We start from the raw sequence: 24,678 nt of genomic DNA on the forward strand, positions 1-24,678 counted from the left end.
CGGAGTCGAAGAGATGGGTCAGAAAGTACATCCCATTGGCATTCGCCTGGGAATCGTCAAGGAGCACACCTCCGTCTGGTACGCAGACGGTCGGACTTATGCGGACTATTTGTTCGCTGATCTGAAGGTGCGTGAGTATCTCCAAGACAAACTAAAAAGCGCGTCCGTAAGCCGTATCGATATCCATCGTCCGGCACAAACTGCACGTATCACCATCCACACCGCTCGTCCAGGTATCGTTATCGGGAAGAAAGGTGAAGATGTTGAGAAACTGCGTCAGGACCTGACCAAGCAAATGGGTGTGCCTGTGCACATCAATATCGAAGAAATCCGCAAGCCGGAACTCGACGGTATGTTGGTTGCGCAGAGCGTAGCTCAGCAGCTGGAGCGTCGCGTAATGTTCCGTCGCGCTATGAAGCGCGCTGTACAGAACGCCATGCGCATTGGTGCCAAAGGCATCAAAATCCAAGTGAGCGGTCGTCTCGGCGGTGCTGAAATCGCACGTACTGAATGGTATCGCGAAGGTCGTGTGCCACTGCACACCCTGCGTGCCGACATCGACTATGCCAACTACGAAGCTCACACCACTTACGGTGTGATCGGTGTAAAGGTTTGGATCTTCAAAGGCGAAGTAATTGGTGGTCGCCAAGAAGAGCTGAAACCACAAGCACCAGCGCCTCGTAAAAAAGCTGCTAAGTAAGGGGTACGCCAAATGTTGCAACCAAAGCGTACGAAGTTCCGCAAGCAAATGACTGGCCACAACCGTGGTCTGGCATTGCGCGGTAGCAAAGTCAGCTTCGGCGAGTTCGCGCTGAAGTCTGTAGCTCGTGGTCGTCTCACCGCTCGTCAGATCGAGTCAGCGCGTCGTGCTCTGACCCGTCACGTAAAACGTGGCGGCAAGATCTGGATCCGTGTATTCCCGGACAAGCCTGTAACCAAAAAGCCACTCGAAGTTCGGATGGGTAAAGGTAAGGGTAACGTGGAATATTGGGTTGCTCAGATTCAGCCAGGCAAAGTCCTGTATGAAATCGAGGGCGTTTCTGAAGAGCTGGCGCGTGAGGCTTTCGCCCTGGCTGCTGCAAAGCTGCCGCTCGCCACCTCCTTTGTTAAACGGACGGTGATGTGATGAAAGCGAATGAACTTCGTGAAAAAGACGCGCCGCAGCTTAACGAGCAACTGCTCGGCCTGCTGCGCGACCAGTTCAATCTGCGCATGCAGAAAGCAACTGGCCAGTTGGGGCAGTCTCACCTGCTCCGGCAAGTTAAGCGTGACATCGCTCGCGTGAAGACTGTGCTCAAACAGCAGGCAGGTAAGTAATCATGGCTGAAGCCGAAAAGACCGTCCGTACGCTGACTGGCCGTGTTGTCAGCGACAAAATGGACAAGACCATCACCGTTCTGATCGAGCGTCGCGTAAAGCACCCGATCTACGGTAAATACGTTAAGCGTTCGACTAAGCTGCACGCGCACGACGAAACCAATCAGTGCCACATCGGCGACAAAGTCACTATTCGTGAAACTCGTCCTTTGGCCAAGACCAAGTCTTGGGCGCTGGTTGATGTTCTCGAACGCGCTGTGGAAGTCTAAGGACTAGGGGTCGGAGAAATTATATGATTCAGACTCAATCCATGCTCGATGTGGCCGATAACAGCGGCGCTCGCCGCGTTATGTGCATCAAGGTGCTGGGTGGCTCCCATCGTCGTTACGCTGGTATCGGTGACATCATCAAAGTTACCGTCAAGGAAGCAATTCCTCGCGGTAAAGTGAAAAAAGGCCAAGTGATGACTGCTGTTGTAGTCCGCACTCGTCACGGTGTACGTCGTGCTGATGGCTCCATTATCCGCTTTGATGGCAACGCTGCTGTTCTTCTGAACAACAAGCAAGAGCCGATCGGCACCCGTATCTTTGGGCCAGTGACCCGTGAACTTCGTACTGAGAAGTTCATGAAGATCGTCTCGCTCGCCCCAGAAGTGCTGTAAGGAGATCCGACATGCAAAAGATTCGTCGTGACGACGAGATCATCGTGATCGCCGGCAAAGACAAAGGTAAGCGCGGTAAGGTGCTTAAGGTTCTCGCTAACAACCGTCTGGTTATTGGTGGTCTGAACCTGGTCAAGCGTCATACCAAGCCTAACCCGATGTCGGGCGTGCAGGGCGGTATCGTCGAAAAAGAAGCTCCGCTGGATGCTTCTAACGTCGCCATTTTCAACGGCGAAACCAACAAGGCTGACCGCGTTGGTTTCAAAGTAGAAGACGGCAAGAAAATTCGTGTCTTCAAGTCGACCCAAAAAGCGGTTGATGCTTGAACACTGCTAGGTAGATGAGACCATGGCACGACTAAAAGAGATTTACCGGAAGGAAATCGCACCGAAACTTAAGGAAGAACTTAAGCTTTCGAACGTGATGGAAGTTCCGCGCGTTACCAAAATCACCCTGAACATGGGTCTGGGCGAAGCGATCGGCGACAAAAAAGTCATCGAGCACGCTGTTGCTGACCTGGAAAAGATCACCGGCCAGAAAGTCGTTGTGACCTACGCTCGGAAGTCCATCGCTGGCTTTAAAGTCCGTGAAGGTTGGCCGATCGGCGTCAAAGTGACCCTGCGCCGTGAGCGTATGTACGAATTCCTGGATCGTCTGCTGTCGATCTCCCTGCCTCGGGTCCGCGACTTCCGCGGCCTGAATGCCAAGTCCTTTGATGGTCGTGGTAACTACAGCATGGGCGTAAAAGAGCAGATCATCTTCCCGGAAATCGACTACGACAAGATCGATGCTCTCCGCGGTCTGGACATTACCCTGACCACCACTGCCAAGAACGATGATGAAGGTCGCGCCCTGTTGCGTGCTTTCAAATTCCCGTTCCGCAACTGATTGGAGTAGGAAAATGGCCAAGACGAGCATGAAAAACCGCGAGCTGAAGCGTCAGCTCACGGTTGCCAAGTACGCCAAGAAGCGTGCAGCACTGAAAGCTATCATCGTTGATCTGAACGCAAGTCCAGAAGCACGCTGGGAAGCTACAGTCGCTCTGCAAAAGCAGCCACGTGACGCAAGCGCCTCGCGCATGCGTAACCGCTGCCGCCTGACCGGTCGTCCACACGGCGTTTACCGCAAGTTCGGCCTCGGCCGTAACAAACTGCGTGAAGCGGCAATGCGTGGTGACGTACCAGGTCTGGTTAAAGCCAGCTGGTAAGCAATATCAAAGTCATGGTGGTCTCGATCCCAGGATCCTGACCTTCGGTGACCTTGAACTTGAATCAAGCCCCTTTTGGGGCTTGATTCATTTGTGGGGTGTGTCTAGAATACCCGGCTCGCCTGAGCCCGTGCTTTTTTCGCGCGGAGTTTCTCGGCGAAGGTAGTAGCCGTAAGGCTTATTTTTTTGTTTAGGAGCGTCTAGCCCATGAGTATGCAGGACCCGTTAGCGGACATGCTAACTCGAATCCGTAATGCCCAGATGGCTGAAAAGTCCGTCGTCAGCATGCCATCTTCCACGTTGAAGGTAGCTGTAGCCAAAGTCCTGAAGGACGAAGGTTATATCGCGGGTTATCAGATCAGCAGCGAAATCAAGCCACTGCTGTCCATCGAGCTGAAATACTTCGAAGGCCGTCCGGTCATCGAGGAAGTGAAGCGCGTTAGCCGACCAGGCCTGCGTCAGTACAAGTCCGTCGATGATCTGCCAAAAGTTCGTGGCGGTCTCGGTGTGTCTATCGTCTCCACCAACAAAGGTGTGATGACGGATCGTGCTGCGCGCGCTGCCGGTGTCGGCGGCGAAGTTCTTTGCACTGTGTTCTAAGGGGGGATAAGCATGTCTCGCGTCGCTAAGAACCCCGTTAAGCTGCCAGCCGGTGTCGAAGTAAAATTCGCAGGCCAACAGCTTTCGGTGAAGGGTGCCAAGGGCACTCTCGAACTGAACATCCATTCGTCCGTTGAGATCGTTGAAGAAGCCGGTGAGCTGCGTTTTGCTGCTCGCAATGGCGATCAACAGACTCGCGCAATGGCTGGTACCACTCGTGCGTTGGTAAACAATATGGTCCAAGGCGTAAGCCAAGGCTTCGAGCGCAAGCTCCAGCTGGTCGGTGTTGGTTACAAAGCGCAAGCAAAAGGCACAGTGCTGAACCTGGCTCTTGGCTTCTCGCACCCAGTGGATTATGAACTGCCGGAAGGCATCACCGCTGAGACTCCTAGCCAGACCGACATCCTGATCCGGGGTATCGATAAGCAGCTGGTAGGTCAAGTGGCCGCCGAGATCCGCGACTTCCGTCCACCAGAGCCGTACAAAGGCAAAGGTGTGCGCTACGCGGACGAAGTCGTCCGTCGTAAAGAAGCCAAGAAGAAGTAGGGCATAGCAAATGACCGACAAAAAAGTTACTCGACTGCGTCGCGCTCGCAAAGCACGCCTGAAAATGCACGAACTCGAAGTCGTGCGTCTCTGCGTGTTCCGCTCGTCGCAGCACATCTACGCCCAGGTCATTTCGGCCGACGGCAACAAAGTCCTGGCAAGTGCCTCGACTTTGGATAAAGAACTGCGTGATGGTGCCACTGGCAACATCGACGCGGCCACTAAGGTTGGCCAGCTGGTCGCTACGCGTGCTAAAGCCGCTGGCGTCTCGCAGGTGGCTTTCGACCGCTCTGGCTTCAAGTACCACGGCCGCGTCAAGGCGCTGGCTGATGCTGCTCGTGAAGCTGGGCTGGAGTTCTAAGTTATGTCAAATAACGACCAAAAGCGCGACGAAGGCTACATCGAGAAGCTGGTTCAAGTTAACCGCGTAGCCAAAACCGTTAAAGGCGGCCGTATCTTCACTTTCACCGCGTTGACCGTGGTAGGTGATGGTAAAGGCCGTGTTGGCTTCGGCCGTGGCAAGTCGCGTGAAGTGCCTGCTGCGATCCAGAAGGCAATGGAAGCTGCTCGCCGCAACATGATCCAGGTTGATCTGAACGGCACCACTCTGCAGTACGCAATGAAGTCCGCTCACGGCGCTTCGAAGGTGTACATGCAGCCTGCTTCTGAAGGTACCGGTATCATCGCTGGCGGCGCTATGCGTGCTGTCCTCGAAGTTGCTGGCGTTCAGAACGTTCTGGCCAAGTGCTACGGCTCGACTAACCCGGTAAACGTGGTTCACGCCACTTTCAAAGGTTTGAAGGCAATGCAGTCTCCTGAATCCATTGCTGCCAAGCGTGGCAAAAGCGTCAAGGAGATCTTCTGATCATGGCTACCGTAAAAGTAACGCTGATCAAAAGCATGACCGGCCGCATCCCTAACCACAGACTGTGCGTTAAGGGTCTGGGTCTGCGTCGCATCGGTCACACTGTAGAAGTCCTGGATACTCCCGAGAATCGCGGGATGATCAACAAGGCTTACTACATGCTGCGTGTAGAGGGTTAATCGATGAAACTCAATGATCTGAGTCCAGCGCCGGGTTCCCGTCGCGAAAAGCATCGTCCGGGCCGTGGTATCGGTAGTGGTTTGGGCAAGACCGGTGGCCGTGGCCACAAAGGTCAGTCCTCCCGCTCCGGTGGCACCATCGCTCCAGGCTTTGAAGGCGGTCAACAGCCGCTGCATCGTCGCCTGCCGAAGTTCGGTTTCGTTTCCCTGAAGGCCATGGATCGCGCAGAAGTGCGTCTGTCCGAGCTGGCTAAAGTGGAAGGCGACATCGTTACCGTGCAGTCCCTGAAAGATGCCAACGTGATCAACGTCAACGTGCAGCGTGTGAAAATCATGCTGTCCGGTGAAGTGACTCGCGCTGTCACAATCGGCAAGGGAATCGGCGCCACCAAAGGTGCGCGTTCGGCTATCGAAGCAGCTGGCGGCAAGTTCGAGGAATAAATGGCTAAGCAAGGTGCTCTCTCTGCGCTCGGCAAAGGCGGTATGTCTGAACTCTGGGCTCGTCTGCGTTTTCTGTTCCTGGCGATTATCGTCTACCGAATAGGCGCACACATCCCGGTTCCAGGTATCAACCCGGACCGACTCGCGGACCTGTTTCGACAGAATGAGGGGACCATTCTTAGCTTGTTCAACATGTTTTCCGGCGGCGCGCTGGAACGGATGAGCATTTTTGCACTGGGGATCATGCCGTACATTTCGGCATCGATCATCATGCAACTCATGACCGCCGTCAGCCCGCAGCTGGAACAGTTGAAGAAGGAAGGTGAAGCTGGGCGTCGCAAGATTGCCCAGTACACCCGCTACGGCACTGTCGTCCTCGCTCTCGTTCAGGCAATTGGCATGTCCATTGGTCTGGCGGGGCAGGGCGTATCGTTCACTGGTGACTTTGGCTTCCATTTCGTCGCGGTATCCACGTTTGTGGCTGGTGCGATGTTCATGATGTGGCTGGGTGAGCAGATTACTGAGCGTGGTGTTGGCAACGGTATCTCGATGTTGATTTTCGCAGGTATCGTCGCCGGTCTTCCGAGAGCGATTGGGCAGTCTTTCGAGTCTGCACGTCAGGGTGATATCAACATCTTCGCCCTGGTTGCCATCGGTTTGCTGGCAGTAGCGATTATCGGTTTCGTGGTGTTCATTGAGCGTGGCCAGCGTCGTATTGCTGTTCACTACGCCAAGCGTCAGCAGGGCCGCAAGGTCTTTGCTGCGCAGACTAGCCACTTGCCGCTTAAGGTGAACATGGCCGGTGTTATTCCGGCTATTTTCGCGAGCAGCATTCTGCTGTTCCCGGCTTCGTTGGGTACCTGGTTCGGTCAGTCTGAAGGTATGGGCTGGTTGCAGGACATCTCGCAGTCGATCGCTCCTGGTCAGCCGTTGAATATTCTGCTGTTTAGTGCAGGGATTATTTTCTTCTGCTTCTTCTATACGGCGTTGATGTTCAATCCGAAAGACGTAGCGGAAAACCTGAAGAAGTCCGGTGCCTTTATTCCGGGCATCCGTCCAGGTGAGCAGTCGGCACGCTACATTGATGGCGTTCTGACTCGTTTGACCTTGTTCGGTGCTCTATATATGACGGCCGTGTGCCTGTTGCCCCAGTTCCTGGTGGTTGCAGCAAACGTTCCGTTCTACCTTGGCGGGACCTCGTTGCTGATCGTGGTCGTGGTTGTGATGGACTTCATGTCCCAAGTACAATCGCACCTCGTTTCGCACCAGTACGAATCCCTGATGAAGAAAGCCAACCTGAAGGGTTACGGCAGCGGCATGTTGCGCTGAGTACCCATAAGGTTCGAGGAGTTGGTGATGAAAGTTCGTGCATCGGTGAAAAAGCTGTGCCGTAACTGCAAGATTATTCGCCGCGAAGGTGTTGTTCGAGTAATTTGCAGCGCGGAACCGCGTCACAAACAGCGCCAAGGCTGAGTGTGATTGTGTTAAGCCCGGCAGCTAGTGCGCTGCCGGGTTGATTATTTGTTATTACAGCGATATTATCTCGCGCCCTATTTCTTGGCTTCCGGGGCGTAGGTAGCTGTCAATTGGAGTCCCACTGAATGGCCCGTATTGCAGGCGTTAACATTCCAGATAACAAGCATACTGTTATCTCGCTGACCTACATCTATGGTGTTGGTCGCACTACCGCGCAGAAGATCTGTGCGGTGACTGGGGTCAACCCAGCGGCAAAGATCAAAGATCTGAGCGACGAGCAAATTGAACAGCTGCGTGGCGAAGTGGCGAAGTTCACCACTGAAGGTGACCTGCGTCGCGAAATCAACATGAAAATCAAGCGCTTGATGGACCTCGGTTGCTATCGCGGTCTGCGTCATCGTCGTGGTCTGCCAGTACGCGGTCAGCGTACCAAGACCAACGCGCGTACCCGTAAAGGTCCGCGTAAGCCGATCCGCAAGTAATCGCCCCAGCGAATCGACAGGAATTTAATCATGGCAAAACCTGCTGCTCGTCCTCGTAAAAAAGTTAAAAAGACAGTGGTTGATGGCATCGCCCACATCCATGCTTCTTTTAACAACACCATCGTGACCATTACCGACCGTCAAGGTAACGCTCTTTCCTGGGCTACCTCCGGTGGTTCGGGTTTCCGCGGTTCCCGCAAGTCCACTCCGTTCGCTGCTCAAGTAGCTGCTGAACGTGCTGGCCAAGCTGCGCTGGAATACGGCCTGAAAAACCTCGACGTCAACGTCAAAGGTCCAGGTCCAGGTCGTGAATCCGCAGTCCGCGCTTTGAACGGCTGTGGCTACAAGATCGCCAGCATCACCGACGTGACGCCAATCCCGCACAACGGGTGCCGTCCGCCGAAGAAGCGCCGCGTGTAATCCAGGAGATTGTAAAGAATGGCTCGTTACATTGGTCCAAAATGCAAACTCGCTCGTCGCGAAGGCACCGATCTCTTCCTGAAGAGCGGCGTGCGCGCGATCGAATCGAAGTGCAACATCGAAGCAGCACCTGGTATCCACGGCCAACGCCGCGGTCGCCAGTCCGATTACGGCACCCAACTGCGTGAAAAGCAGAAGGTCCGTCGTATCTACGGCGTTCTCGAGCGTCAATTCAGCGGCTACTACAAAGAAGCTGCTGGCAAGAAAGGTGCAACCGGTGAAAACCTGCTGCAACTGCTCGAATGCCGTCTGGACAACGTTGTATACCGTATGGGTTTTGGCTCTACTCGTGCCGAATCCCGTCAGCTGGTATCGCACAAGTCGATCAGCGTTAACGGTCAAACCGTAAACGTACCGTCCTACCAGGTTCGTGCTGGTGACGTGGTTGCTGTTCGCGAGAAAGCAAAGAACCAACTTCGCATTGTCCAAGCTCTCGATCTGTGTGCCCAACGTGGCCGCGTAGAATGGGTAGAAGTAGACACTGAGAAGAAGTCGGGCGTTTTCAAGAACGTTCCAGCTCGCAGTGATCTGTCCGCCGACATCAACGAAAGCCTGATTGTCGAGCTCTACTCCAAGTAAGGGCTAGAAAATAGGTGCATCCATGCAGATTTCGGTAAATGAGTTCCTGACACCCCGCCATATTGATGTGCAGGTTGTCAGTCCAACCCGCGCCAAGATCACCCTCGAGCCTCTCGAGCGTGGTTTTGGCCACACCCTGGGCAACGCGCTGCGCCGCATCCTGTTGTCCTCAATGCCTGGCTGTGCAGTAGTCGAGGCCGAGATTGACGGTGTACTCCATGAGTACAGCGCCATCGAAGGTGTACAGGAAGACGTAATTGAAATCCTGTTGAACCTTAAAGGTCTGGCTATCAAGCTGCACGGCCGTGACGAAGTTACGCTGACCTTGTCGAAGAAGGGTTCGGGGGTGGTTACCGCTGCCGATATTCAGCTGGATCATGATGTCGAGATCGTTAACCCCGATCACGTAATCGCTAACCTGGCGTCTAACGGCGCCCTGAACATGAAGCTCACCGTAGCTCGTGGTCGTGGTTATGAACCAGCCGACTCGCGTCAGAGCGATGAAGACGAAAGCCGCAGCATCGGTCGCTTGCAGCTTGACTCTTCGTTCAGCCCGGTTCGCCGTATCGCATACGTGGTGGAAAACGCCCGTGTCGAGCAGCGTACCAACCTGGACAAGCTGGTTATTGATCTGGAAACCAACGGTACCCTGGATCCTGAAGAGGCTATCCGTCGTGCTGCAACCATCCTGCAACAGCAGTTGGCTGCGTTCGTCGACCTTAAAGGTGACAGTGAGCCAGTGGTTGTCGAGCAGGAAGACGAGATCGATCCGATCCTGCTTCGCCCGGTTGACGATCTGGAACTGACTGTACGTTCGGCTAACTGCCTTAAGGCGGAAAACATTTACTACATCGGCGATCTGATTCAGCGCACCGAAGTAGAACTGTTGAAGACTCCGAACCTGGGCAAGAAATCCTTGACTGAAATCAAGGACGTTCTGGCCTCCCGCGGTCTGTCCCTCGGCATGCGCCTCGACAACTGGCCGCCTGCAAGTCTTAAGAAGGACGACAAGGCGACTGCCTGATCGTCGTAATCACCGAACGTTGTGTTTGGTAAGGAATGAACCATGCGTCATCGTAAAAGTGGTCGTCACCTGAGCCGCACCAGCTCGCACCGCAAGGCCATGTTTCAAAACATGGCGGTGTCGCTGTTCGAGCACGAGCTGATCAAAACTACACTGCCGAAAGCTAAAGAACTGCGCCGCGTTGCTGAGCCGCTGATCACTTTGGCCAAGACAGACAGCCTGGCTAACCGCCGTCTGGCTTTCGACCGTACTCGTTCGAAAGCTATCGTTGGTAAGCTCTTCAACGACCTGGGCAAGCGTTACGCTACCCGTGAGGGTGGCTACCTGCGCATCCTCAAGTGCGGTTTCCGCGCTGGCGACAACGCGCCTATGGCGTATGTCGAGTTGGTTGATCGTGCTACTGCCGGCGAAGCTGTAAGCGCCGAGTAAGACGACAAGCTGTATGAAGAACCGGGCCTAGTGCCCGGTTTTTTGTGACCTAAAAAAAGTGATGGTGTTCGCGATTAGTAATTCTCTATCGATGCCTATAGGTTAATGAATTTGTAGGTGTAACAATGCTGATTAATACTCTCTTCCAGCCGATTAGCCGGCAGTTTGAAGACTGAAGAGGAAGAGAGCATGAGTCAGAATAAAACGCTTACCACCGCAAGCGGCGCGCCTGTTGCCGACAACCAGAATTCCCGTTCCGCCGGCCCACGCGGCCCGCTGCTGCTCGATGATTTTCACCTGCTCGAGAAGCTCGCCCACTTCAACCGTGAGAACATCCCTGAGCGTCGTGTGCACGCCAAAGGCTCGGGTGCTTACGGTACGTTCACGGTTTCCCGTGACATCACTCAATACACCAGCGCTAAACTGTTCGACACCGTCGGCAAGCAAACTCCAACGTTCCTGCGCTTCTCCACGGTAGGCGGCGAACGCGGTTCGGCCGACACCGAACGCGATCCGCGCGGCTTTGCCCTCAAGTTCTACACCGAAGAAGGTAACTGGGACATCGTTGGCAACAACACCCCGGTGTTCTTCATCCGCGATCCGCTGAAATTCCCCGACTTCATCCACACCCAAAAGCGCTTGCCGCAAAGCAACCTGAAGAGTGCGCAAATGATGTGGGATTTCTGGTCGCACTCGCCCGAGGCGCTGCACCAGGTTACGATTCTGTTTTCGGATCGCGGTATTCCTGACGGCTACCGTCACATGCACGGGTTCGGCAGCCACACCTATAGCCTGATTAATGCCGCTGGCGAGCGTCACTGGGTCAAATGGCACTACAAGACCAAGCAGGGGATCAAGAACCTCGCGCCCGCTGACGCTGCTCGTCTGGCGGGTACCGACCCGGATTACGCCCAGCGTGACCTGTTCGAAGCCATCGAGCGCGGTGAATTCCCGAAATGGAGCGTGAACATTCAGGTGATGACCGAAGCGCAGGCTGAAGCTCATTACGAAAACCCGTTCGACGTGACTAAAACCTGGTCGCAGAAAGAATTCCCGTTGATCGAAGTTGGCGAGCTGGAACTGAACCGCAACCCGCTCAACTATTTCGCTGAAGTCGAGCAGGCGGCGTTCGGCCCGAGCAACATGATCCCCGGTGTAGGCTTATCGCCGGATCGCATGCTGCAAGGTCGCGTATTCGCCTATGCTGATGCGCACCGCTACCGGATCGGCACCAACCACCAGCAATTGCCGGTGAACGCGCCTCGCAGCCCGGTCAACAGCTACCAGCGCGATGGCTCCATGGCGTTCGGCAGTAACGGTGGTTCGGCGCCGAACTACGAGCCGAACAGCTACGTCAACGCGCCGAAGCAAGCGCCGCACTACGCTGAGCCTCCCTTGGCACTGAGCGGCGTCGCTGATCGTTACGATCACCGCGAAGACACTGACTACTATAGCCATGCCGGCGCCTTGTTCCGCCTGATGAGCGATGAGCAGAAAGCGCTGTTGATCAATAACATTGCTGGTGCCATGGCTGGGGTTTCCGCCGATGTGGTGGATCGTCAGTTGCAGCACTTTTTCCGCGCCGATGCGGCGTACGGAGAAGCAATCGCAAAGGCATTGGGCGTACAGCTTAACTAAGTCTAAACGAGAAGCAGAACCGCCCTCAATTGGGCGGTTTTTGCGTTATTTACGCTGCTTTTCTCAGAATATCTTCGCTTTTATTGCGTATGGTCCGTGACGTACCGATCAGCTTGGTTCAAACTACAGACTTTCAAGCAGGGAGATGTAGGGCGATGCAAGGCCACCCAGATGTAATCGATTACCTCAACACGTTGCTGACCGGCGAACTGGCCGCGCGTGACCAATATTTCGTTCACTCGCGGATGTATGAGGACTGGGGGTTCACCAAGCTCTACGAACGTATAAACCACGAGATGGAAGAAGAGGCGCAACACGCCGATGCTCTGATGCGTCGCATCCTCATGCTCGAAGGCACGCCACGCATGCGTCCGGACGATCTCGATGTGGGCACCACTGTGCCTGACATGCTCGCCGCCGACCTGCGCCTGGAATACAAAGTCCGCGCCGCGCTGTGCAAAGGCATCGAACTCTGCGAGCAGCACAAGGATTATGTCAGCCGTGAGATTCTGCGGATCCAGTTGAATGACACCGAAGAAGATCACACCTACTGGCTTGAAAAGCAGTTGGGCCTGATCAAGCTGATCGGTCTCGAGAACTACCTGCAGTCCCACGCTTCTTGAGTTGAAGCGATAAAAAAGCCCCTGTCACCGTTGAAGTGACAGGGGCTTTTTCATGCCTGGCGGTTAAGCGCGGTCGCGGGCCAGTAAAGGCTTCAGATAGAAACCGGTGTGAGACTGCTTCATCTCGGCCACGTCCTCAGGCGTACCCACGGCAATGATCTGCCCGCCCTTGGAGCCGCCTTCGGGGCCGAGGTCCACCAGCCAGTCAGCGGTCTTGATCACGTCCAGGTTGTGCTCGATCACCACTACTGTGTTGCCGTGGTCGCGCAGGCGATGCAGCACGTCGAGCAGTTGCTGGATATCCGCGAAGTGCAAACCGGTGGTGGGTTCGTCGAGGATATACAGGGTCTTGCCCGTGTCGCGCTTCGACAGCTCGCGGGACAGCTTCACACGTTGCGCCTCGCCGCCGGACAGGGTCGTCGCCGACTGCCCGAGCTTGATGTACGACAGGCCGACGTCCATCAAGGTCTGCAGCTTGCGCGCCAGTGCTGGCACCGCATCGAAGAACACCCGCGCTTCCTCGATGGTCATCTCGAGGGTTTCGTGGATGCTCTTGCCCTTGTATTTGATCTCAAGGGTTTCGCGGTTGTAGCGCTTGCTCTTGCACACGTCGCACGGAACATAGATATCCGGCAGGAAGTGCATTTCCACTTTGATCAGGCCATCGCCCTGGCAAGCTTCACAGCGCCCGCCCTTGACGTTGAATGAGAAGCGCCCTGGGCCGTAACCGCGCGAGCGCGACTCCGGCACGCCGGCGAACAGCTCACGGATCGGCGTGAACAGCCCGGTATAGGTCGCCGGGTTGGAGCGCGGCGTACGACCGATTGGGCTCTGGTCGATGTCGACCACTTTATCCAGGTGTTCCAAGCCTTTGATGCTGTCATGCGCGGCGGCCTCCAGGGTCGTCGCACCGTTCAGCGCAGTCGCACTGAGCGGGAACAGCGTGTTGTTGATCAGCGTCGACTTGCCGGAACCGGAAACGCCGGTCACGCAGGTCAGCAGGCCGATCGGGATCTCCAGGTCAACGTTGCGCAAGTTGTTGCCACGCGCGCCCTTGAGGTGCAGCGACAGCTTCTTGTTGCGCGGCGTGCGCTTGGCCGGCACGGCGATCTTGACCCGGCCCGATAGGTATTTGCCCGTTAGCGAGTCAGGGTGCGCCATCACTTCGGCAGGCGTTCCCTCGGCTACGATATGGCCGCCATGTACGCCGGCGCCCGGGCCGATGTCGACCACGTAATCCGCCAGGCGAATCGCGTCTTCGTCGTGCTCGACCACAATGACCGTGTTGCCAATGTCGCGCAGGTGCTTGAGCGTACCGAGCAAGCGGTCGTTGTCGCGCTGGTGCAGGCCGATCGATGGTTCATCGAGGATGTACAGCACGCCCACCAGGCCCGCACCAATCTGACTGGCGAGGCGAATCCGTTGTGCTTCACCGCCGGACAAGGTGTCGGCACTGCGGTCCAGCGACAGGTAGTCGAGGCCGACGTTAACCAGGAACTGCAAGCGCTCGCGGATTTCCTTGAGGATCTTGTCCGCGATTTCGCCGCGGCGCCCGGTCAGCTTCAACTCGGCGAAGTATTCGGAAGCATCGCCGATCGGCAGGTTGGTCACCGCCGGCAGGGTTTTCTCGCCGACCCACACGTGCCGCGCTTCGCGACGCAGGCGGGTGCCACGGCAATCAGGGCATGATTGGGTGCTGAGGAATTTGGCCAGTTCCTCACGCACGCTGGCCGATTCGGTTTCGCGGTAGCGGCGCTCCAGGTTCGGCACAATGCCTTCGAACGGGTGCGAGCGTTTGACGATGTCGCCACGGTCGTTGAGGTATTTGAAGTCGACGTTCTGTGAGCCGCTGCCGTGCAGGATGAATTTCTGCTGGTCGGCGGGCAGTTCGTTGAACGGCTTCTCCAGGCTGAACTTGTAATGCGAGGCCAGGGACCCGAGCATTTGGAAGTAATAGACGTTGCGCCTGTCCCAGCCGCGTATCGCGCCTTCGGCCAGCGTCAGTTCGCCATTGACCAGGCGCTTGATGTCGAAGAACTGTTTGACCCCCAGACCATCACAGGTCGGGCAGGCGCCAGCCGGGTTGTTGAACGAAAACAGCTTGGGCTCGAGTTCGCTGATGGCGTGACCGCAGATTGGGCAGGCGAAGCGCGCGGAAAAGATCACCTCTTCGCCGGGTTCGTCGTCCATCGGCGCGACCAGGGCGATGCCATCCGCCAGTTTCAGCGCGGTTTCGAAGGATTCGGCCAGCCGTTGCTGCAGGTCGCTGCGGACCTTGAAGCGGTCGACCACCACATCGATCGAATGCTTCTTCTGCTTGTCGAGCTTCGGCGCTTCGTCCAGTTCATAGAGCTTGCCGTTGATCCGGGCCCGCACGAAGCCTTGGGCGCGCAGCTCTTCGAACACCGACAGGTGCTCGCCTTTGCGCTCGCGGATCACCGGGGCCAGCAGCATCAGTTTGCTGCCTTCCGGCTGGGCCAGCACCAGGTCGACCATCTGGCTGACGGTCTGGGCTTCCAGCGGAATGTCATGGTCCGGGCAGCGCGGAATACCTACCCGCGCATACAGCAGGCGCAGGTAGTCGTAGATTTCAGTGATGGTGCCCACGGTGGAACGCGGGTTGTGCGACGTCGATTTCTGTTCGATGGAAATCGCCGGCGACAGGCCTTCGATCGTGTCGACGTCAGGCTTTTCCATCATCGATAGGAACTGCCGGGCGTAGGCCGACAGCGATTCGACATAGCGGCGCTGGCCTTCGGCATACAGCGTGTCGAAAGCCAGGGATGATTTTCCGGAGCCGGACAAACCGGTGATGACGATCAGTTTGTCCCGTGGCAGGGTCAGGTCGATGTTTTTCAGGTTGTGGGTTCGGGCCCCACGAATCAGGATCTTGTCCAAAGTGGCCTCGCTCGGCGGGCGTCGAAAACGTAGGAGTATACGGCCAAATACTGGATGGATGCACACTATCAAACGAGGGGCGTGCCGGCTTACATGAAGATGGCTTCATCTGCGCGCGTCAAAGCGTCGCGATGTACCCCGTCAATCGATGGGACTGGTAGAATCGCCGCCGGTTCACATGAGGTTTTTCCATGCACGATCCCCACAGCGAGCGCATGAGCGGCAGCGAGACCCGAGCGGCGAGCGGTCTGGCCCTGGTGTTCGCCTTCCGCATGCTGGGCATGTTCATGGTGTTGCCGGTGCTGGCGACCTATGGCATGGACCTGGCGGGCGCGACCCCGGCCCTGATCGGTCTGGCGATCGGTGCCTATGGCCTGACCCAGGCCCTGTTTCAGATTCCGTTCGGGGTCATTTCCGATCGTATTGGCCGTCGCCCGGTGATTTACCTGGGCTTGATCGTCTTTGCGCTTGGCAGTGTGCTGGCGGCCAACGCCGATTCGATCTGGGGCGTCATTGCCGGCCGCATCCTGCAAGGTGCGGGGGCGATTTCCGCAGCGGTCATGGCGTTGCTCTCCGATCTGACCCGCGAGCAGCACCGCACCAAAGCCATGGCCATGATCGGCATGACGATCGGCCTGTCGTTCGCCATCGCCATGGTGGTCGGCCCACTGCTGACCCGCGCTTTTGGCCTGTCCGGCCTGTTCCTCGCCACCGGCGGCATGGCCCTTGTAGGGATCGTGATTGTCGCGTTCATGGTGCCCAAGTCCACCGGTCCGCTGCAGCATCGCGAGTCGGGCGTCGCCCGTCAGGCACTGATGCCGACCCTCAAGCACCCTGATCTGCTGCGCCTCGACCTGGGCATTTTCGTGTTGCACGCGATGCTGATGTCGAGCTTCGTCGCTTTGCCGCTGGCCTTGGTCGAAAAGGCCGGCCTGCCGAAAGAGCAGCACTGGTGGGTATACCTGACTGCGCTGCTGGTTTCTTTCTTCGCCATGATCCCGTTCATTATCTACGGCGAGAAGAAACGCAAAATGAAACGAGTTTTATTGGGCGCAGTGCTGACGCTGATGCTCACTGAGCTATTCTTCTGGCAGTTCGGCGACAGCTTGCGGGCTCTGGTCATCGGGACGGTGGTGTTCTTCACCGCGTTCAATTTGCTGGAAGCCTCATTGCCATCGCTGATCAGCAAGGTTTCACCAGCAGGCGGCAAGGGCACGGCCATGGGGGTTTATTCCACCAGCCAGTTCCTTGGTTCGGCGTTGGGGGGCATACTCGGCGGCTTCATGTTTCAGCATGGCGGCCTGTCGGTTGTGTTCCTGGGGTGCGCCGGGCTGGCTGCACTTTGGCTGGCCTTTGCTGTTACCATGCGCGAACCTCCCTACGTGACGAGCCTGCGCTTGCCGTTGTCGCCCGAGGCGATCCGCGAAGCCGGTCTGGTCGAGCGCCTCAAGGCCGTGGTAGGGGTAACGGATGCAGTAGTGGTCGCCGAGGAGGCGGCCATTTACATCAAACTGGACACTGAATTATTGGATCGCACCACCCTCGAGCGTCTGGTGAACAACCCGGCCGCGAGAGCGTGCGAAGCCTAGGAGAACGTTATGGCCCGTGGGGTTAACAAAGTCATATTGGTCGGCACTTGCGGCCAGGATCCCGAAGTTCGCTACCTGCCTAACGGTAACGCCGTGACCAACCTGAGTCTGGCCACCAGCGAACAATGGACCGACAAGCAAACCGGGCAGAAGGTCGAGAAGACTGAATGGCACCGTGTGTCGATGTTCGGCAAGGTTGCCGAGATCGCCGGCGAATACCTGCGCAAAGGTTCGCAGGTCTACATCGAAGGCAAGCTGCAAACCCGCGAGTGGGAAAAAGACGGCATCAAGCGTTACACCACTGAAATCGTGGTCGACATGCAAGGCACCATGCAATTGCTCGGCGGCCGTCCACAGCAGGGCGACCAGCAAGGCGGGGGCAATAACTATCAGCAGTCCGCCCCGGCTCCGCGTCAGCAGGCTCCGCGTCCGCAACAGTCGGCACCGCAGCAGTCCCGCCAAGCACCAGCGCCACAACAAGCAGCTCCACAGCCGGCTCCGGATTTCGACAGCTTTGATGACGATATTCCGTTCTGATCGAGCCTGACCCCCGATCCAGACAAATAGGCCCGACGCTCAGCGCGCCGGGCCTTTTTTGTATTTGCGAGAAACCTCAATCCAGAATCAAATGCGGCAAAAACCGGCTCGAATCCTTGGTGATCAGGCTGTTGTCTTCGCGCACGCCGATTCCTGCGGCCTGGTCGCCGATGACCCACGAGCCGATCAGTGTGTAGCTGTCATCGAAGCGCGGCAAAGGCGCGAATTCTTGCAGGATAAAAGGCGCATCGGTGTAGGGGCCGTCCTCTTTGACGATCAGACCTTGCTCGGTGTGCAACTCGATGTTGGCGCCTTCCCGGGAGAAGAACGGCTTGCGCACCCAGCCCTTCGGCACGGCCATGGTGATATCCGGATCGACGCGGGTTTCAAGCAGGTTGGGGTGGCCCCGATTGAATTCCCACAACAGCGGCAGGATGCCTTTGTTAGACAGGATGGCCTTCCACGACGGCTCGAAAAATTGCGTGTCGCTCTGGGCAATCGCCGCGCCGAAGGGTTCGTGGAAGATGAACTCCCAAGCGTGCAGTTTGAACAGGTGCGGGATCCAACGATCTTCAAGATCGACGAAACGGCCGTCTGCGGTGAGGCCGATGTCCTCGAGGTCGATGTGCCGCGATTCGATGCCGACTTTTTCCGCGATCAGCCGCAGATAATCCGTGGTGCCTTTGTCCTCGACCGAGCCTTTCGCCGAGGCGAAATAGAACGGTTGCTTGAGCTGCAATTGGGCGAAAGCCTGGTGCAGCTTGGTGTCGATGCTGTTGAACTGGTCCGCATGCTTGGGCAGCAGGCCGCGCTCGATGGATTGCTCGAGCCAGCCCCACTGGAACGCCGCCGCTTCATAGAGGCTGGTGGGGGTGTCGTAGTTGAGTTCCAGCAACTTGGTTGGTCGCTGACCGTCGTAGGAAAAGTCCATGCGTCCGTACAGATGCGGATGACCTTCACGCCAGGACGTTCGGATCATGTCGTAGAACGCCGGCGGAATGCTCAGGCGTCCCAGCAATTCCTCGCTGTCGACCACCCGCGCCACCAGGTCCATGCACATCTGGTGCAGTTCGTTGGTCGGGTCTTCCAGATCGTTTTCGATCTGCTTGAGCGTGAACTGGTAGTACGCGCGTTCGTCCCAGTAAGGCTCGTCGTCGATGGTGTGGAACAGAAAGCCGAGGCTTTCGGCGGTCTGTTGCCAGTCGTGACGCTCGGCGCAGTGGACCTTCTTCATCAGCTGCTCGACCGGCCGAAGCTCTTGCTCGAGCCACCCCAGCCGCTGCGGGCGCTGGCCTGGCTGCCAAAGCCGCCGCGGGAGGTGGAGGACGCCACGTTGATCGGCTTGCTGGCGGATCTGAAGGTCGAGTTGCTGTAGCCGTTGCCGGACTTCGCCTGATTCGAACGGCTGAACACCGAGCCCTTGGCAATCCGCTGGCTAAGGGTCGAGTTGCCGTAGTTGCCACGGTCGTCGCGGTAACGGTAGACCGGTTCGGAGAAGTAACTGTTGCGGTTGCTGCTGAGCATATTGCCGATCAACAAACCGGTGAGCAGGCTGCTGGTGGAGAACCCCGAGCCGCCGCTGATGGCTTCTGAGGCCGGCAATTGCGCTTTGGCCGCGTCCACTTGCGATTGCGTGACCTGGCCGTCGGCGGTCAATTCGAAGCCGCCGAGCTTGGGGATGAACTTGCCGGCCGAGTCCTGCTGGCACCAGTCAGCGACGAAATCCGCATCGCAGTCGGCCTGGCTGTCGTACACCGGAGCGACGCGCCGATGCTCGGCCATGGCCGTCATGTAGGCGTCGGAGCAGACATCCACCGGCAGCTTCTCATCAGCGCATTGCTGCACCGACTGGAAGTTGTATTTCTTCTGCAGGTCGTAGGTTTTTTCCGTCGGCCCGCAACCGGAGATGGCCATGGCCACCGATGCGGCCAATGACAGCTGAACGTACGTGCTTCGTTTCATTGCAGTCTCCCTGGCACGATCAGTTCTGGGATGGGGTCATGCACGCCGCATTGAGCATGCCGACGCTGATGGCCACCGCCGCCACATAAATGCCGGCGGCGATTTCACCGTCGCGGATACGTTGCGAGGTGCCTTTGAGCACCAGGCTGGTGACGAAGAACGCCAGCAGTTGCACGAACGCCGCGATCAGCGCCCACACCACGAAGTCGAGCAGGCTGATCGAGTAGGCGATGACATTGCTGGCGGGAATGGCGAAACCAATGATCGCGCCGCCCAGGGCAATGGCGGCGGCCACGTTGCCGGCGCGGATCAGCTCGAACTCCTTGTGCGGCGTGAGGCGCGTGTAAACGAACTGGAACAGCGCGAAGATCAGCGCCGCGCCGAGGATATAACTGACGAACCCGAGCACGGCGGCTTTGTTCAGGGAAATGGACAGGGCTTCAAGCATGAAAGGCTTCCTTGTTTACAGTGCTGTGATGTCAGTGGTGTACAGCGAAATGCCCAGCGAGGTGCTCAGGCTGATGGTGCCTTCGGCGTCCTCCTCGACGGAAAACAGCAGCAGTTCGCGGCGATCAGTCAGGCCGGTGTCGCGGGCGTACAACATCGAACGGTGCTCGATGCTGTACGACTCTTCGCTGCTGCGCACCTGTTCGCTCAGCGGCACCAGTTCGGTCTGGCCTTGCTCGGTGCCCCACTCGCGGGTGTATTCGGCGCCTTCGTAGGTGTAGGTCGGCAAGCCGATCAGGCTGCTCGGCCCGGCCAGTCGGCGCAATTCGGCTTCGCTGCTGATGGTCACGTAGCTGCGGTAGTTGAACAGGATCACTGACTCCACCTGGCCGGCGACGTCACCGGTGGTGTGCACTTGCAGCCAGTATTCTTCGTCGTTCATGTAGTAGCGCGAGAGCCAGCTCGACTGGCCGAGATCGACCTGGCCGAGGCTCCAGATTGCCTGGGAACCGGGAATGGTCACGCTGCTTTTGCCGTCCAGCAGCAGCGACATGACCGGGTCGAACTGAATCGCCTTGCCCAGCGCCAGGCCCAGCGGGCCGATGGCCGGCGCAGGCGTTTCGACGTTCGGGGCGGAGAGGCCCATCAACTGTTTAAACCATCCCATTGGCGATTTCCTTGAAGCAAGTGGAGGCGGCGTAGAAGTGTTCAGCGGGCGGCATTAAACCTGCTGCGGGGCGCGGATAACAGCAATTTTGCCGCAACGAAGCCGGCAAACGCGCCAGCGATATGGCCCTCGAATGACACACCCTGGCGCGGCAGGAAGCCAAAGATCAAGCCACTGTAAAGCAGCGCCACGACGCTGGCGCTGATCAAATTGCCCCAGCTCTTGTGATACCAGGCGCGACACAGAATGTACGCCCACAGGCCAAACACCCAACTGCTGGCGCCGACGTGCACGCCGCTGAAGCCAAACAGCCAGACCAGCGAGCCGCTCAGCGCAATGATGATGGCGCTGACCGCCATGAAGCGAGCGCGGCCATCGATGATCACCAGGGTGCCCATGACCAGGAAAGGAATCAGGTTGGCGAACAAGTGGCCGAACGAGGCGTGCAGGAAAGGCGAGGTGACGATGCCGAGCAGGCCGGGCACCGTTCGTGGAATCAGGCCAAAGGCAATCAGACTGTAACCGCTCAGCACATTGAGTAAATGCACCGCGACCATTAACAGGGCGATCGCGACAATGGTCTTGAAACCCTTCGGGGTATTCATCCTGGCCCTCAATCAGATGCGCGGCGCAAAACGAAGCAGGAAGCGCCGCAGCGCTCCCTGCTCAACCGGTTGCGGTCCGATTACTCGGCGGATTTTTTCTTCAGGCGATCAAGAATCGCGTTGGCGCTGCCGGTGTCCGGGGTGATCCCGGCTTCGCGCAGCTTGCGTTCCAGATCGGTGCCGGTGGAGGCGTCGGCCAGTTCGTCCTGGGCCTGCAATTCGGCAGCGCGTTGCTGCTGCTTGGCTTGCAGGCGATTGAGCGTGCCCACCGCCGTTTCCAGTTTGCCGTTGGCGCCGCCGCTGGCGATCGATGCGCTGACCTGGGCCTTCTGCACGCTTTCCCGGGCCTTGGCCATGTCCACTTGCTGGCGCAGGCTCTTGATGCGGTTTTCGGCTTTGGTGATGTCTTTGCGCATGCTGTCGGCGTAGTTGCCGAACTCGGCGGTTTGCGCTTGCTCGACGTCCAGTTGATTGGTCAGGGTCGAGATCGCTTCGGCCACTTCCAGCGCCAGGTCTTCGCGGTTGGCCTGCAAGGCGGCGACAGCTTTGGCCTCCAGGTCGGCGATCTTGGCGTGGTACTCGCTGACGCGGTCGGCGGCCAGTTTGTGCTTGGCCATGATCGTCACCAGCTCGCGCTTGGCCGAGGACAACGCGCTGTCGGCGTCACGAATTTCCTGGTCGAGAATGCGCAGGGCCTGCTGGTCAACGATGGATTCGCCGACTTCCGAGGCACCGCCGCGCACGGCCGTGAACAATTTGCTCCAGATGGACTGAGTCATTTGGATATTTCCTATGGCCGTAAAATTAGTGGAAAAAACGTTCGAAGGCTTCGCTGGCGCGCTGGACGTTATCGACCAGGGTTTTCACTTCGGTGACCACGTTGGTCAGGCTCGAATCCGAGCTCAAGGCACCGAACATGTTGTAGACCACTTGGCCGTTGGGCATGGTTTCGATGCCGATCGACGACAGCGGGAACAATTCGCGGCTGCGCAGCACGGCGTCGTTGAAGGCGCCCACGTCCTTGATCGACTCGACGTCCACCAGCACGGTGTCGACGATGATCTGGTCACCGACCACAGCGATGTAAATCGGCAGGCCACCGAAGTCGTTCATGTCCAGTTTGATACTGGACTCGGAGCCCTGCACCAGGGACAGCGTGATGTCGTTGGAGACCACGTCGTCCAGCGCCTGCAGGGCGTTGAACAGGCGATCGATGTTCCAGTTGTTACCTGCGCTCATGTAATTCTCCGACATGAATGAGCCATCCCTTAAAGGTTGGCGAAGCTGTTTCTCCATCTGCTTGAGCAGGCTTCGATGTTCGGGAAGCACCCAAGTCTCGTGTTTCACATAACCGGCTCCGGCCAGGCCCGCGCGCATCTGCTTCATGTAAAAGCTCGAAGGCTTTTTCAGCGACGGTTTCGAGCGGTCTTTCATGGCGGCGACTCCGTTGTGCAAAACTCACGCGTGAGAAACCCTACAGGCAATTCCGGGGCTGCTCAACAGCTCACGCGTGATGTGTTTCGGCACCGCCGTAAAAAAGCCCGAAGCGCTCAAGCGCGTCGGGCTTTGCAAGGTTATTACCGAATGTATCAACGGCTGCCGAGGAACTCATCGGTGGAAATCACGCTGGCGTAAGCGAATGCCAGGGCGGCCATGAATGCGGCGTGCACGTGGGCGGCCGGGACCTTCACGCCATCGAATTCCAGGTCGCGAGAGGCGCAGGCGTCGTGGATCACTTTCACGCTGTAGCCGAAGTCGTTGGCAGCGCGGGTAATGCCGTCGACGCACATATGGCTCATGCTGCCGACCACCACCAACTCTTCGATGCCCTTGTCGTCGAGAATCGACTTGAGGTTGGTTTCGCGGAACGAGTTGACGAAATGTTTGAGCACCACCGGCTCGTCAGCGCGGTTGAGAACCTTGGGGTGCAGCTTGGCGCCGTCGGAGCCGGGGGTGAAGAACGGCGCTTCTTCGGAGGTGAACTCGTGGCGGATGTGCACCACGTCATCACCTGCCTCGCGGAAGGCCGCGATCAGCCGTGCGGCGTTGTCGGCGGCGGCATCGGCGCCGGCCAGCGGCCACTTGCCTTGGGGGAAGTAGTCGTTCTGGATATCGACTACGATAAGCGCTTGCTTGGCCATGACGGTGTTCCTCGAAGTGAATGTGGGAGTGGGATCAAGTATTGGCCGCAGCGAAGCTTTCGAGGATTGGCCGCACCGACAATAGCAGGGGGAAAACTGACAATGGGTGTGCAACGCGTGGTCGTCGAGCTTGGCGTGCTGATCTATCCCGGGGCGCAAATGGCGGCGGTGCATGGCCTGACCGATTTGTTTGGCGTGGCCAATCGGATCGCCGCCGAGCATCAAGCGGCACAGTTGCCGCTGCTGCGCGTCAGCCATTGGCAGAGCGTGGATCAGCAGGCGCCGCAACGGGTCTGCGACAGCTATCCCGCACCGGACGCCGGCCTGGCCGCGTTGTTGATTCCGCCGTCGATCGCCAGTTTCACCGACGGCGTGGCACCCGACGCCGTATCTGCCTGGCTGCGCCAGCAACATGCCCGCGGGACTATTCTCGGCGGCGTCTGCGTGGGGTCGATCCTGCTCGCCGAAAGCGGCCTGCTCGACGGGCGCAGCGCTACCACCCATTGGACCTCGGCCAAAACGTTCGCCGAGCGCTACCCGAAGGTCAAACTGAACGCGGATAAGCCGATTGTCGACGATGGCGACCTGATCACCACCGCCGGGCTGATGGCCTGGTCGGAGCTGGGTTTGCGCCTGGTTGATCGCTTGCTTGGCCCGAGCATCGCCACCAGCACCGCGCGTTTCCTGGTGATCGAACACAGTGACAGCGCCAGCGCGTGCGGCAGCAATTTTGCGCCGATCCTCGGCCATGGCGACGGGGCGATCCTGAAAGTACAGCACTGGCTGCAGGGCAGCGGCGCGGTGGATGTGTCGCTGGCGAGCATGGCCGGACAGGCCGGGCTGGAAGAGCGCACCTTCCTGCGCCGCTTCCGCGCGGCCACCGGGTTGAAACCTACCGAATACTGCCAGCACCTGCGGGTCGGCAAGGCGCGGGAGATGCTTGAATTCACCAACGGCACCATCGATCACATTGCCTGGACTGTCGGCTATCAGGACCCCGGCGCCTTCCGCGCCACCTTCAAGAAAATCACCGGGCTGGCGCCGAGTGAATACCGCAACAAGTTTGGCGTCACGCCGCCATCGGCCTCAGCCCGCTGAAAAACCCCTGTAGGAGCGAGCCTGCTAGCGAAAGCGTCAGGTCGGTCGAACCCTACATGCCGTCTTCGCGAGCAGGCTCGCTCCCACATGTGACGTGCCTTGATGGGCAGGATCGTGCAATTTGCATCCCGCATGATGGCACTCTTGCAAATTGCAACAATCCCGCCAGAGCGTGCGTGCTGGAAAC

The 24,678-nt window shown here is 57.9% G+C and carries 35 protein-coding genes; 26 read left to right on the top strand and 9 right to left on the bottom strand.

The genetic code is table 11. The features are described from left to right. The first annotated feature begins 13 nt into the window (after positions 1 to 13). From rpsC to bfr, 23 genes are all read left to right on the top strand, one after another. On the top strand, positions 14 to 700 hold the full coding sequence (gene rpsC / locus RG836_RS15610; RefSeq protein WP_003176422.1) for a 30S ribosomal protein S3: 687 nt from the start codon (positions 14 to 16) through the stop codon (positions 698 to 700). A 12-nt stretch (positions 701 to 712) separates the two neighbouring features. Continuing rightward, positions 713 to 1,126, top strand: a complete 414-nt coding sequence (gene rplP / locus RG836_RS15615; protein ID WP_003186052.1) for a 50S ribosomal protein L16 — start codon at positions 713 to 715, stop codon at positions 1,124 to 1,126. Next, complete coding sequence (gene rpmC / locus RG836_RS15620; RefSeq protein ID WP_008030901.1) at positions 1,126 to 1,317, top strand: 50S ribosomal protein L29; 192 nt, start codon at positions 1,126 to 1,128, stop codon at positions 1,315 to 1,317. The genes rplP and rpmC overlap by 1 nt, the downstream gene beginning before the upstream one ends. Positions 1,318 to 1,319: 2 nt before the next feature. Then, entirely contained in the window at positions 1,320 to 1,586 is a 267-nt protein-coding gene (rpsQ, locus tag RG836_RS15625) for a 30S ribosomal protein S17 (RefSeq protein WP_003176419.1), read from the top strand. Positions 1,587 to 1,609: 23 nt separating this feature from the next. Further along, positions 1,610 to 1,978, top strand: a complete 369-nt coding sequence (gene rplN, locus RG836_RS15630; RefSeq protein ID WP_002555479.1) for a 50S ribosomal protein L14 — start codon at positions 1,610 to 1,612, stop codon at positions 1,976 to 1,978. A gap of 11 nt (positions 1,979 to 1,989) precedes the next feature. Then, a complete protein-coding gene (rplX, locus tag RG836_RS15635; protein ID WP_003176416.1) occupies positions 1,990 to 2,304 on the top strand; it encodes a 50S ribosomal protein L24 in 315 nt (104 codons plus the stop codon). 22 nt (positions 2,305 to 2,326) lie between these two features. Beyond that, on the top strand, positions 2,327 to 2,866 hold the full coding sequence (gene rplE, locus RG836_RS15640) for a 50S ribosomal protein L5 (protein ID WP_003210069.1): 540 nt from the start codon (positions 2,327 to 2,329) through the stop codon (positions 2,864 to 2,866). 13 nt (positions 2,867 to 2,879) lie between these two features. Next, on the top strand, positions 2,880 to 3,185 hold the full coding sequence (rpsN, locus tag RG836_RS15645) for a 30S ribosomal protein S14 (RefSeq protein ID WP_095109687.1): 306 nt from the start codon (positions 2,880 to 2,882) through the stop codon (positions 3,183 to 3,185). A gap of 207 nt (positions 3,186 to 3,392) precedes the next feature. After that, entirely contained in the window at positions 3,393 to 3,785 is a 393-nt protein-coding gene (gene rpsH, locus RG836_RS15650) for a 30S ribosomal protein S8 (protein ID WP_003186040.1), read from the top strand. Positions 3,786 to 3,797: 12 nt separating this feature from the next. Next, complete coding sequence (gene rplF / locus RG836_RS15655; protein ID WP_007896774.1) at positions 3,798 to 4,331, top strand: 50S ribosomal protein L6; 534 nt, start codon at positions 3,798 to 3,800, stop codon at positions 4,329 to 4,331. A gap of 10 nt (positions 4,332 to 4,341) precedes the next feature. Beyond that, positions 4,342 to 4,692, top strand: a complete 351-nt coding sequence (rplR, locus tag RG836_RS15660) for a 50S ribosomal protein L18 (RefSeq protein ID WP_003186037.1) — start codon at positions 4,342 to 4,344, stop codon at positions 4,690 to 4,692. A 3-nt stretch (positions 4,693 to 4,695) separates the two neighbouring features. After that, positions 4,696 to 5,196, top strand: coding sequence for a 30S ribosomal protein S5 (gene rpsE, locus RG836_RS15665; RefSeq protein WP_003186035.1), 501 nt, complete (start codon positions 4,696 to 4,698; stop codon positions 5,194 to 5,196). A gap of 2 nt (positions 5,197 to 5,198) precedes the next feature. Then, complete coding sequence (rpmD, locus tag RG836_RS15670; protein WP_010438202.1) at positions 5,199 to 5,375, top strand: 50S ribosomal protein L30; 177 nt, start codon at positions 5,199 to 5,201, stop codon at positions 5,373 to 5,375. A 3-nt stretch (positions 5,376 to 5,378) separates the two neighbouring features. After that, positions 5,379 to 5,816 carry a 50S ribosomal protein L15 gene (gene rplO, locus RG836_RS15675; RefSeq protein ID WP_010467269.1) on the top strand — a complete coding sequence of 146 codons (438 nt, stop codon included), beginning with the start codon at positions 5,379 to 5,381 and terminating at the stop codon, positions 5,814 to 5,816. Beyond that, positions 5,817 to 7,145 carry a preprotein translocase subunit SecY gene (gene secY / locus RG836_RS15680; RefSeq protein ID WP_008073883.1) on the top strand — a complete coding sequence of 443 codons (1,329 nt, stop codon included), beginning with the start codon at positions 5,817 to 5,819 and terminating at the stop codon, positions 7,143 to 7,145. Positions 7,146 to 7,172: 27 nt separating this feature from the next. Continuing rightward, positions 7,173 to 7,289, top strand: coding sequence for a 50S ribosomal protein L36 (rpmJ, locus tag RG836_RS15685; RefSeq protein WP_002555468.1), 117 nt, complete (start codon positions 7,173 to 7,175; stop codon positions 7,287 to 7,289). Between the two features lie 128 nt (positions 7,290 to 7,417). Then, positions 7,418 to 7,774 carry a 30S ribosomal protein S13 gene (rpsM, locus tag RG836_RS15690; RefSeq protein WP_003186020.1) on the top strand — a complete coding sequence of 119 codons (357 nt, stop codon included), beginning with the start codon at positions 7,418 to 7,420 and terminating at the stop codon, positions 7,772 to 7,774. A gap of 30 nt (positions 7,775 to 7,804) precedes the next feature. Beyond that, positions 7,805 to 8,194 (top strand): 30S ribosomal protein S11, encoded by a 390-nt coding sequence (gene rpsK / locus RG836_RS15695; protein WP_002555466.1) that lies wholly within the window; start codon positions 7,805 to 7,807, stop codon positions 8,192 to 8,194. A gap of 18 nt (positions 8,195 to 8,212) precedes the next feature. Continuing rightward, complete coding sequence (gene rpsD, locus RG836_RS15700; protein ID WP_003176404.1) at positions 8,213 to 8,833, top strand: 30S ribosomal protein S4; 621 nt, start codon at positions 8,213 to 8,215, stop codon at positions 8,831 to 8,833. 22 nt (positions 8,834 to 8,855) lie between these two features. Then, a complete protein-coding gene (locus tag RG836_RS15705) occupies positions 8,856 to 9,857 on the top strand; it encodes a DNA-directed RNA polymerase subunit alpha (protein ID WP_003186012.1) in 1,002 nt (333 codons plus the stop codon). Between the two features lie 42 nt (positions 9,858 to 9,899). Then, positions 9,900 to 10,286, top strand: coding sequence for a 50S ribosomal protein L17 (rplQ, locus tag RG836_RS15710; protein WP_003176402.1), 387 nt, complete (start codon positions 9,900 to 9,902; stop codon positions 10,284 to 10,286). Between the two features lie 189 nt (positions 10,287 to 10,475). Continuing rightward, complete coding sequence (locus RG836_RS15715; protein WP_310847077.1) at positions 10,476 to 11,924, top strand: catalase; 1,449 nt, start codon at positions 10,476 to 10,478, stop codon at positions 11,922 to 11,924. Between the two features lie 155 nt (positions 11,925 to 12,079). After that, positions 12,080 to 12,547 carry a bacterioferritin gene (gene bfr, locus RG836_RS15720; protein ID WP_310847080.1) on the top strand — a complete coding sequence of 156 codons (468 nt, stop codon included), beginning with the start codon at positions 12,080 to 12,082 and terminating at the stop codon, positions 12,545 to 12,547. Positions 12,548 to 12,610: 63 nt separating this feature from the next. On the opposite strand, the gene uvrA is transcribed toward bfr, so the two are convergent. Beyond that, positions 12,611 to 15,445: an excinuclease ABC subunit UvrA gene (gene uvrA, locus RG836_RS15725; RefSeq protein ID WP_310847083.1), complete on the bottom strand. Its 2,835-nt coding sequence runs from the start codon at positions 15,443 to 15,445 to the stop codon at positions 12,611 to 12,613. A 191-nt stretch (positions 15,446 to 15,636) separates the two neighbouring features. On the opposite strand from uvrA, the gene RG836_RS15730 reads away from it, so the two are divergent. Both RG836_RS15730 and RG836_RS15735 read left to right on the top strand, forming a co-directional pair. Further along, entirely contained in the window at positions 15,637 to 17,034 is a 1,398-nt protein-coding gene (locus tag RG836_RS15730) for an MFS transporter (protein WP_310847086.1), read from the top strand. A gap of 9 nt (positions 17,035 to 17,043) precedes the next feature. After that, positions 17,044 to 17,571 carry a single-stranded DNA-binding protein gene (locus RG836_RS15735; RefSeq protein ID WP_016969466.1) on the top strand — a complete coding sequence of 176 codons (528 nt, stop codon included), beginning with the start codon at positions 17,044 to 17,046 and terminating at the stop codon, positions 17,569 to 17,571. Between the two features lie 76 nt (positions 17,572 to 17,647). On the opposite strand, the gene RG836_RS15740 is transcribed toward RG836_RS15735, so the two are convergent. The 8 genes from RG836_RS15740 to RG836_RS15775 form a co-directional block, all read right to left on the bottom strand. After that, positions 17,648 to 18,805: a glutathionylspermidine synthase family protein gene (locus RG836_RS15740; protein ID WP_310847090.1), complete on the bottom strand. Its 1,158-nt coding sequence runs from the start codon at positions 18,803 to 18,805 to the stop codon at positions 17,648 to 17,650. Then, the gene (locus tag RG836_RS15745) at positions 18,805 to 19,533 is read right to left on the bottom strand and encodes a DUF1190 domain-containing protein (protein WP_310847093.1); all 729 of its coding nucleotides are present in this window, start codon (positions 19,531 to 19,533) and stop codon (positions 18,805 to 18,807) included. The genes RG836_RS15740 and RG836_RS15745 overlap by 1 nt, the downstream gene beginning before the upstream one ends. A gap of 19 nt (positions 19,534 to 19,552) precedes the next feature. Then, complete coding sequence (locus RG836_RS15750; protein WP_310847095.1) at positions 19,553 to 19,981, bottom strand: DUF350 domain-containing protein; 429 nt, start codon at positions 19,979 to 19,981, stop codon at positions 19,553 to 19,555. Between the two features lie 15 nt (positions 19,982 to 19,996). Then, positions 19,997 to 20,647 carry a DUF2491 family protein gene (locus RG836_RS15755; RefSeq protein WP_310847098.1) on the bottom strand — a complete coding sequence of 217 codons (651 nt, stop codon included), beginning with the start codon at positions 20,645 to 20,647 and terminating at the stop codon, positions 19,997 to 19,999. 41 nt (positions 20,648 to 20,688) lie between these two features. Further along, complete coding sequence (locus tag RG836_RS15760) at positions 20,689 to 21,252, bottom strand: rhomboid family intramembrane serine protease (RefSeq protein WP_310847100.1); 564 nt, start codon at positions 21,250 to 21,252, stop codon at positions 20,689 to 20,691. 80 nt (positions 21,253 to 21,332) lie between these two features. After that, positions 21,333 to 22,031, bottom strand: a complete 699-nt coding sequence (locus RG836_RS15765; protein WP_310847103.1) for a PspA/IM30 family protein — start codon at positions 22,029 to 22,031, stop codon at positions 21,333 to 21,335. A gap of 25 nt (positions 22,032 to 22,056) precedes the next feature. Next, positions 22,057 to 22,638 carry a YjfI family protein gene (locus RG836_RS15770; protein ID WP_310847727.1) on the bottom strand — a complete coding sequence of 194 codons (582 nt, stop codon included), beginning with the start codon at positions 22,636 to 22,638 and terminating at the stop codon, positions 22,057 to 22,059. Between the two features lie 203 nt (positions 22,639 to 22,841). Then, positions 22,842 to 23,393 (bottom strand): cysteine hydrolase family protein, encoded by a 552-nt coding sequence (locus tag RG836_RS15775; RefSeq protein ID WP_310847106.1) that lies wholly within the window; start codon positions 23,391 to 23,393, stop codon positions 22,842 to 22,844. 102 nt (positions 23,394 to 23,495) lie between these two features. Here RG836_RS15775 and RG836_RS15780 point away from each other — a divergent pair, with 102 nt between their 5' ends. Then, a complete protein-coding gene (locus RG836_RS15780) occupies positions 23,496 to 24,491 on the top strand; it encodes a GlxA family transcriptional regulator (RefSeq protein WP_310847108.1) in 996 nt (331 codons plus the stop codon). Positions 24,492 to 24,678: the final 187 nt, after the last annotated feature.

This window comes from Pseudomonas rhizozeae (assembly GCF_031583775.1).
GTDB lineage: Bacteria > Pseudomonadota > Gammaproteobacteria > Pseudomonadales > Pseudomonadaceae > Aquipseudomonas.

Coding starts and splice junctions, on each gene's coding strand:
- rpsC (WP_003176422.1), top strand. CDS start 14: ATGGGTCAGAAAGTACATCCCATTGGCATTCGCCTGGGAATCGTCAAG.
- rplP (WP_003186052.1), top strand. CDS start 713: ATGTTGCAACCAAAGCGTACGAAGTTCCGCAAGCAAATGACTGGCCAC.
- rpmC (WP_008030901.1), top strand. CDS start 1,126: ATGAAAGCGAATGAACTTCGTGAAAAAGACGCGCCGCAGCTTAACGAG.
- rpsQ (WP_003176419.1), top strand. CDS start 1,320: ATGGCTGAAGCCGAAAAGACCGTCCGTACGCTGACTGGCCGTGTTGTC.
- rplN (WP_002555479.1), top strand. CDS start 1,610: ATGATTCAGACTCAATCCATGCTCGATGTGGCCGATAACAGCGGCGCT.
- rplX (WP_003176416.1), top strand. CDS start 1,990: ATGCAAAAGATTCGTCGTGACGACGAGATCATCGTGATCGCCGGCAAA.
- rplE (WP_003210069.1), top strand. CDS start 2,327: ATGGCACGACTAAAAGAGATTTACCGGAAGGAAATCGCACCGAAACTT.
- rpsN (WP_095109687.1), top strand. CDS start 2,880: ATGGCCAAGACGAGCATGAAAAACCGCGAGCTGAAGCGTCAGCTCACG.
- rpsH (WP_003186040.1), top strand. CDS start 3,393: ATGAGTATGCAGGACCCGTTAGCGGACATGCTAACTCGAATCCGTAAT.
- rplF (WP_007896774.1), top strand. CDS start 3,798: ATGTCTCGCGTCGCTAAGAACCCCGTTAAGCTGCCAGCCGGTGTCGAA.
- rplR (WP_003186037.1), top strand. CDS start 4,342: ATGACCGACAAAAAAGTTACTCGACTGCGTCGCGCTCGCAAAGCACGC.
- rpsE (WP_003186035.1), top strand. CDS start 4,696: ATGTCAAATAACGACCAAAAGCGCGACGAAGGCTACATCGAGAAGCTG.
- rpmD (WP_010438202.1), top strand. CDS start 5,199: ATGGCTACCGTAAAAGTAACGCTGATCAAAAGCATGACCGGCCGCATC.
- rplO (WP_010467269.1), top strand. CDS start 5,379: ATGAAACTCAATGATCTGAGTCCAGCGCCGGGTTCCCGTCGCGAAAAG.
- secY (WP_008073883.1), top strand. CDS start 5,817: ATGGCTAAGCAAGGTGCTCTCTCTGCGCTCGGCAAAGGCGGTATGTCT.
- rpmJ (WP_002555468.1), top strand. CDS start 7,173: ATGAAAGTTCGTGCATCGGTGAAAAAGCTGTGCCGTAACTGCAAGATT.
- rpsM (WP_003186020.1), top strand. CDS start 7,418: ATGGCCCGTATTGCAGGCGTTAACATTCCAGATAACAAGCATACTGTT.
- rpsK (WP_002555466.1), top strand. CDS start 7,805: ATGGCAAAACCTGCTGCTCGTCCTCGTAAAAAAGTTAAAAAGACAGTG.
- rpsD (WP_003176404.1), top strand. CDS start 8,213: ATGGCTCGTTACATTGGTCCAAAATGCAAACTCGCTCGTCGCGAAGGC.
- RG836_RS15705 (WP_003186012.1), top strand. CDS start 8,856: ATGCAGATTTCGGTAAATGAGTTCCTGACACCCCGCCATATTGATGTG.
- rplQ (WP_003176402.1), top strand. CDS start 9,900: ATGCGTCATCGTAAAAGTGGTCGTCACCTGAGCCGCACCAGCTCGCAC.
- RG836_RS15715 (WP_310847077.1), top strand. CDS start 10,476: ATGAGTCAGAATAAAACGCTTACCACCGCAAGCGGCGCGCCTGTTGCC.
- bfr (WP_310847080.1), top strand. CDS start 12,080: ATGCAAGGCCACCCAGATGTAATCGATTACCTCAACACGTTGCTGACC.
- RG836_RS15730 (WP_310847086.1), top strand. CDS start 15,637: ATGCACGATCCCCACAGCGAGCGCATGAGCGGCAGCGAGACCCGAGCG.
- RG836_RS15735 (WP_016969466.1), top strand. CDS start 17,044: ATGGCCCGTGGGGTTAACAAAGTCATATTGGTCGGCACTTGCGGCCAG.
- RG836_RS15740 (WP_310847090.1), bottom strand. CDS start 18,805: ATGAAGAAGGTCCACTGCGCCGAGCGTCACGACTGGCAACAGACCGCC.
- RG836_RS15745 (WP_310847093.1), bottom strand. CDS start 19,533: ATGAAACGAAGCACGTACGTTCAGCTGTCATTGGCCGCATCGGTGGCC.
- RG836_RS15750 (WP_310847095.1), bottom strand. CDS start 19,981: ATGCTTGAAGCCCTGTCCATTTCCCTGAACAAAGCCGCCGTGCTCGGG.
- RG836_RS15755 (WP_310847098.1), bottom strand. CDS start 20,647: ATGGGATGGTTTAAACAGTTGATGGGCCTCTCCGCCCCGAACGTCGAA.
- RG836_RS15760 (WP_310847100.1), bottom strand. CDS start 21,252: ATGAATACCCCGAAGGGTTTCAAGACCATTGTCGCGATCGCCCTGTTA.
- RG836_RS15765 (WP_310847103.1), bottom strand. CDS start 22,031: ATGACTCAGTCCATCTGGAGCAAATTGTTCACGGCCGTGCGCGGCGGT.
- RG836_RS15770 (WP_310847727.1), bottom strand. CDS start 22,638: ATGAAGCAGATGCGCGCGGGCCTGGCCGGAGCCGGTTATGTGAAACAC.
- RG836_RS15775 (WP_310847106.1), bottom strand. CDS start 23,393: ATGGCCAAGCAAGCGCTTATCGTAGTCGATATCCAGAACGACTACTTC.
- RG836_RS15780 (WP_310847108.1), top strand. CDS start 23,496: ATGGGTGTGCAACGCGTGGTCGTCGAGCTTGGCGTGCTGATCTATCCC.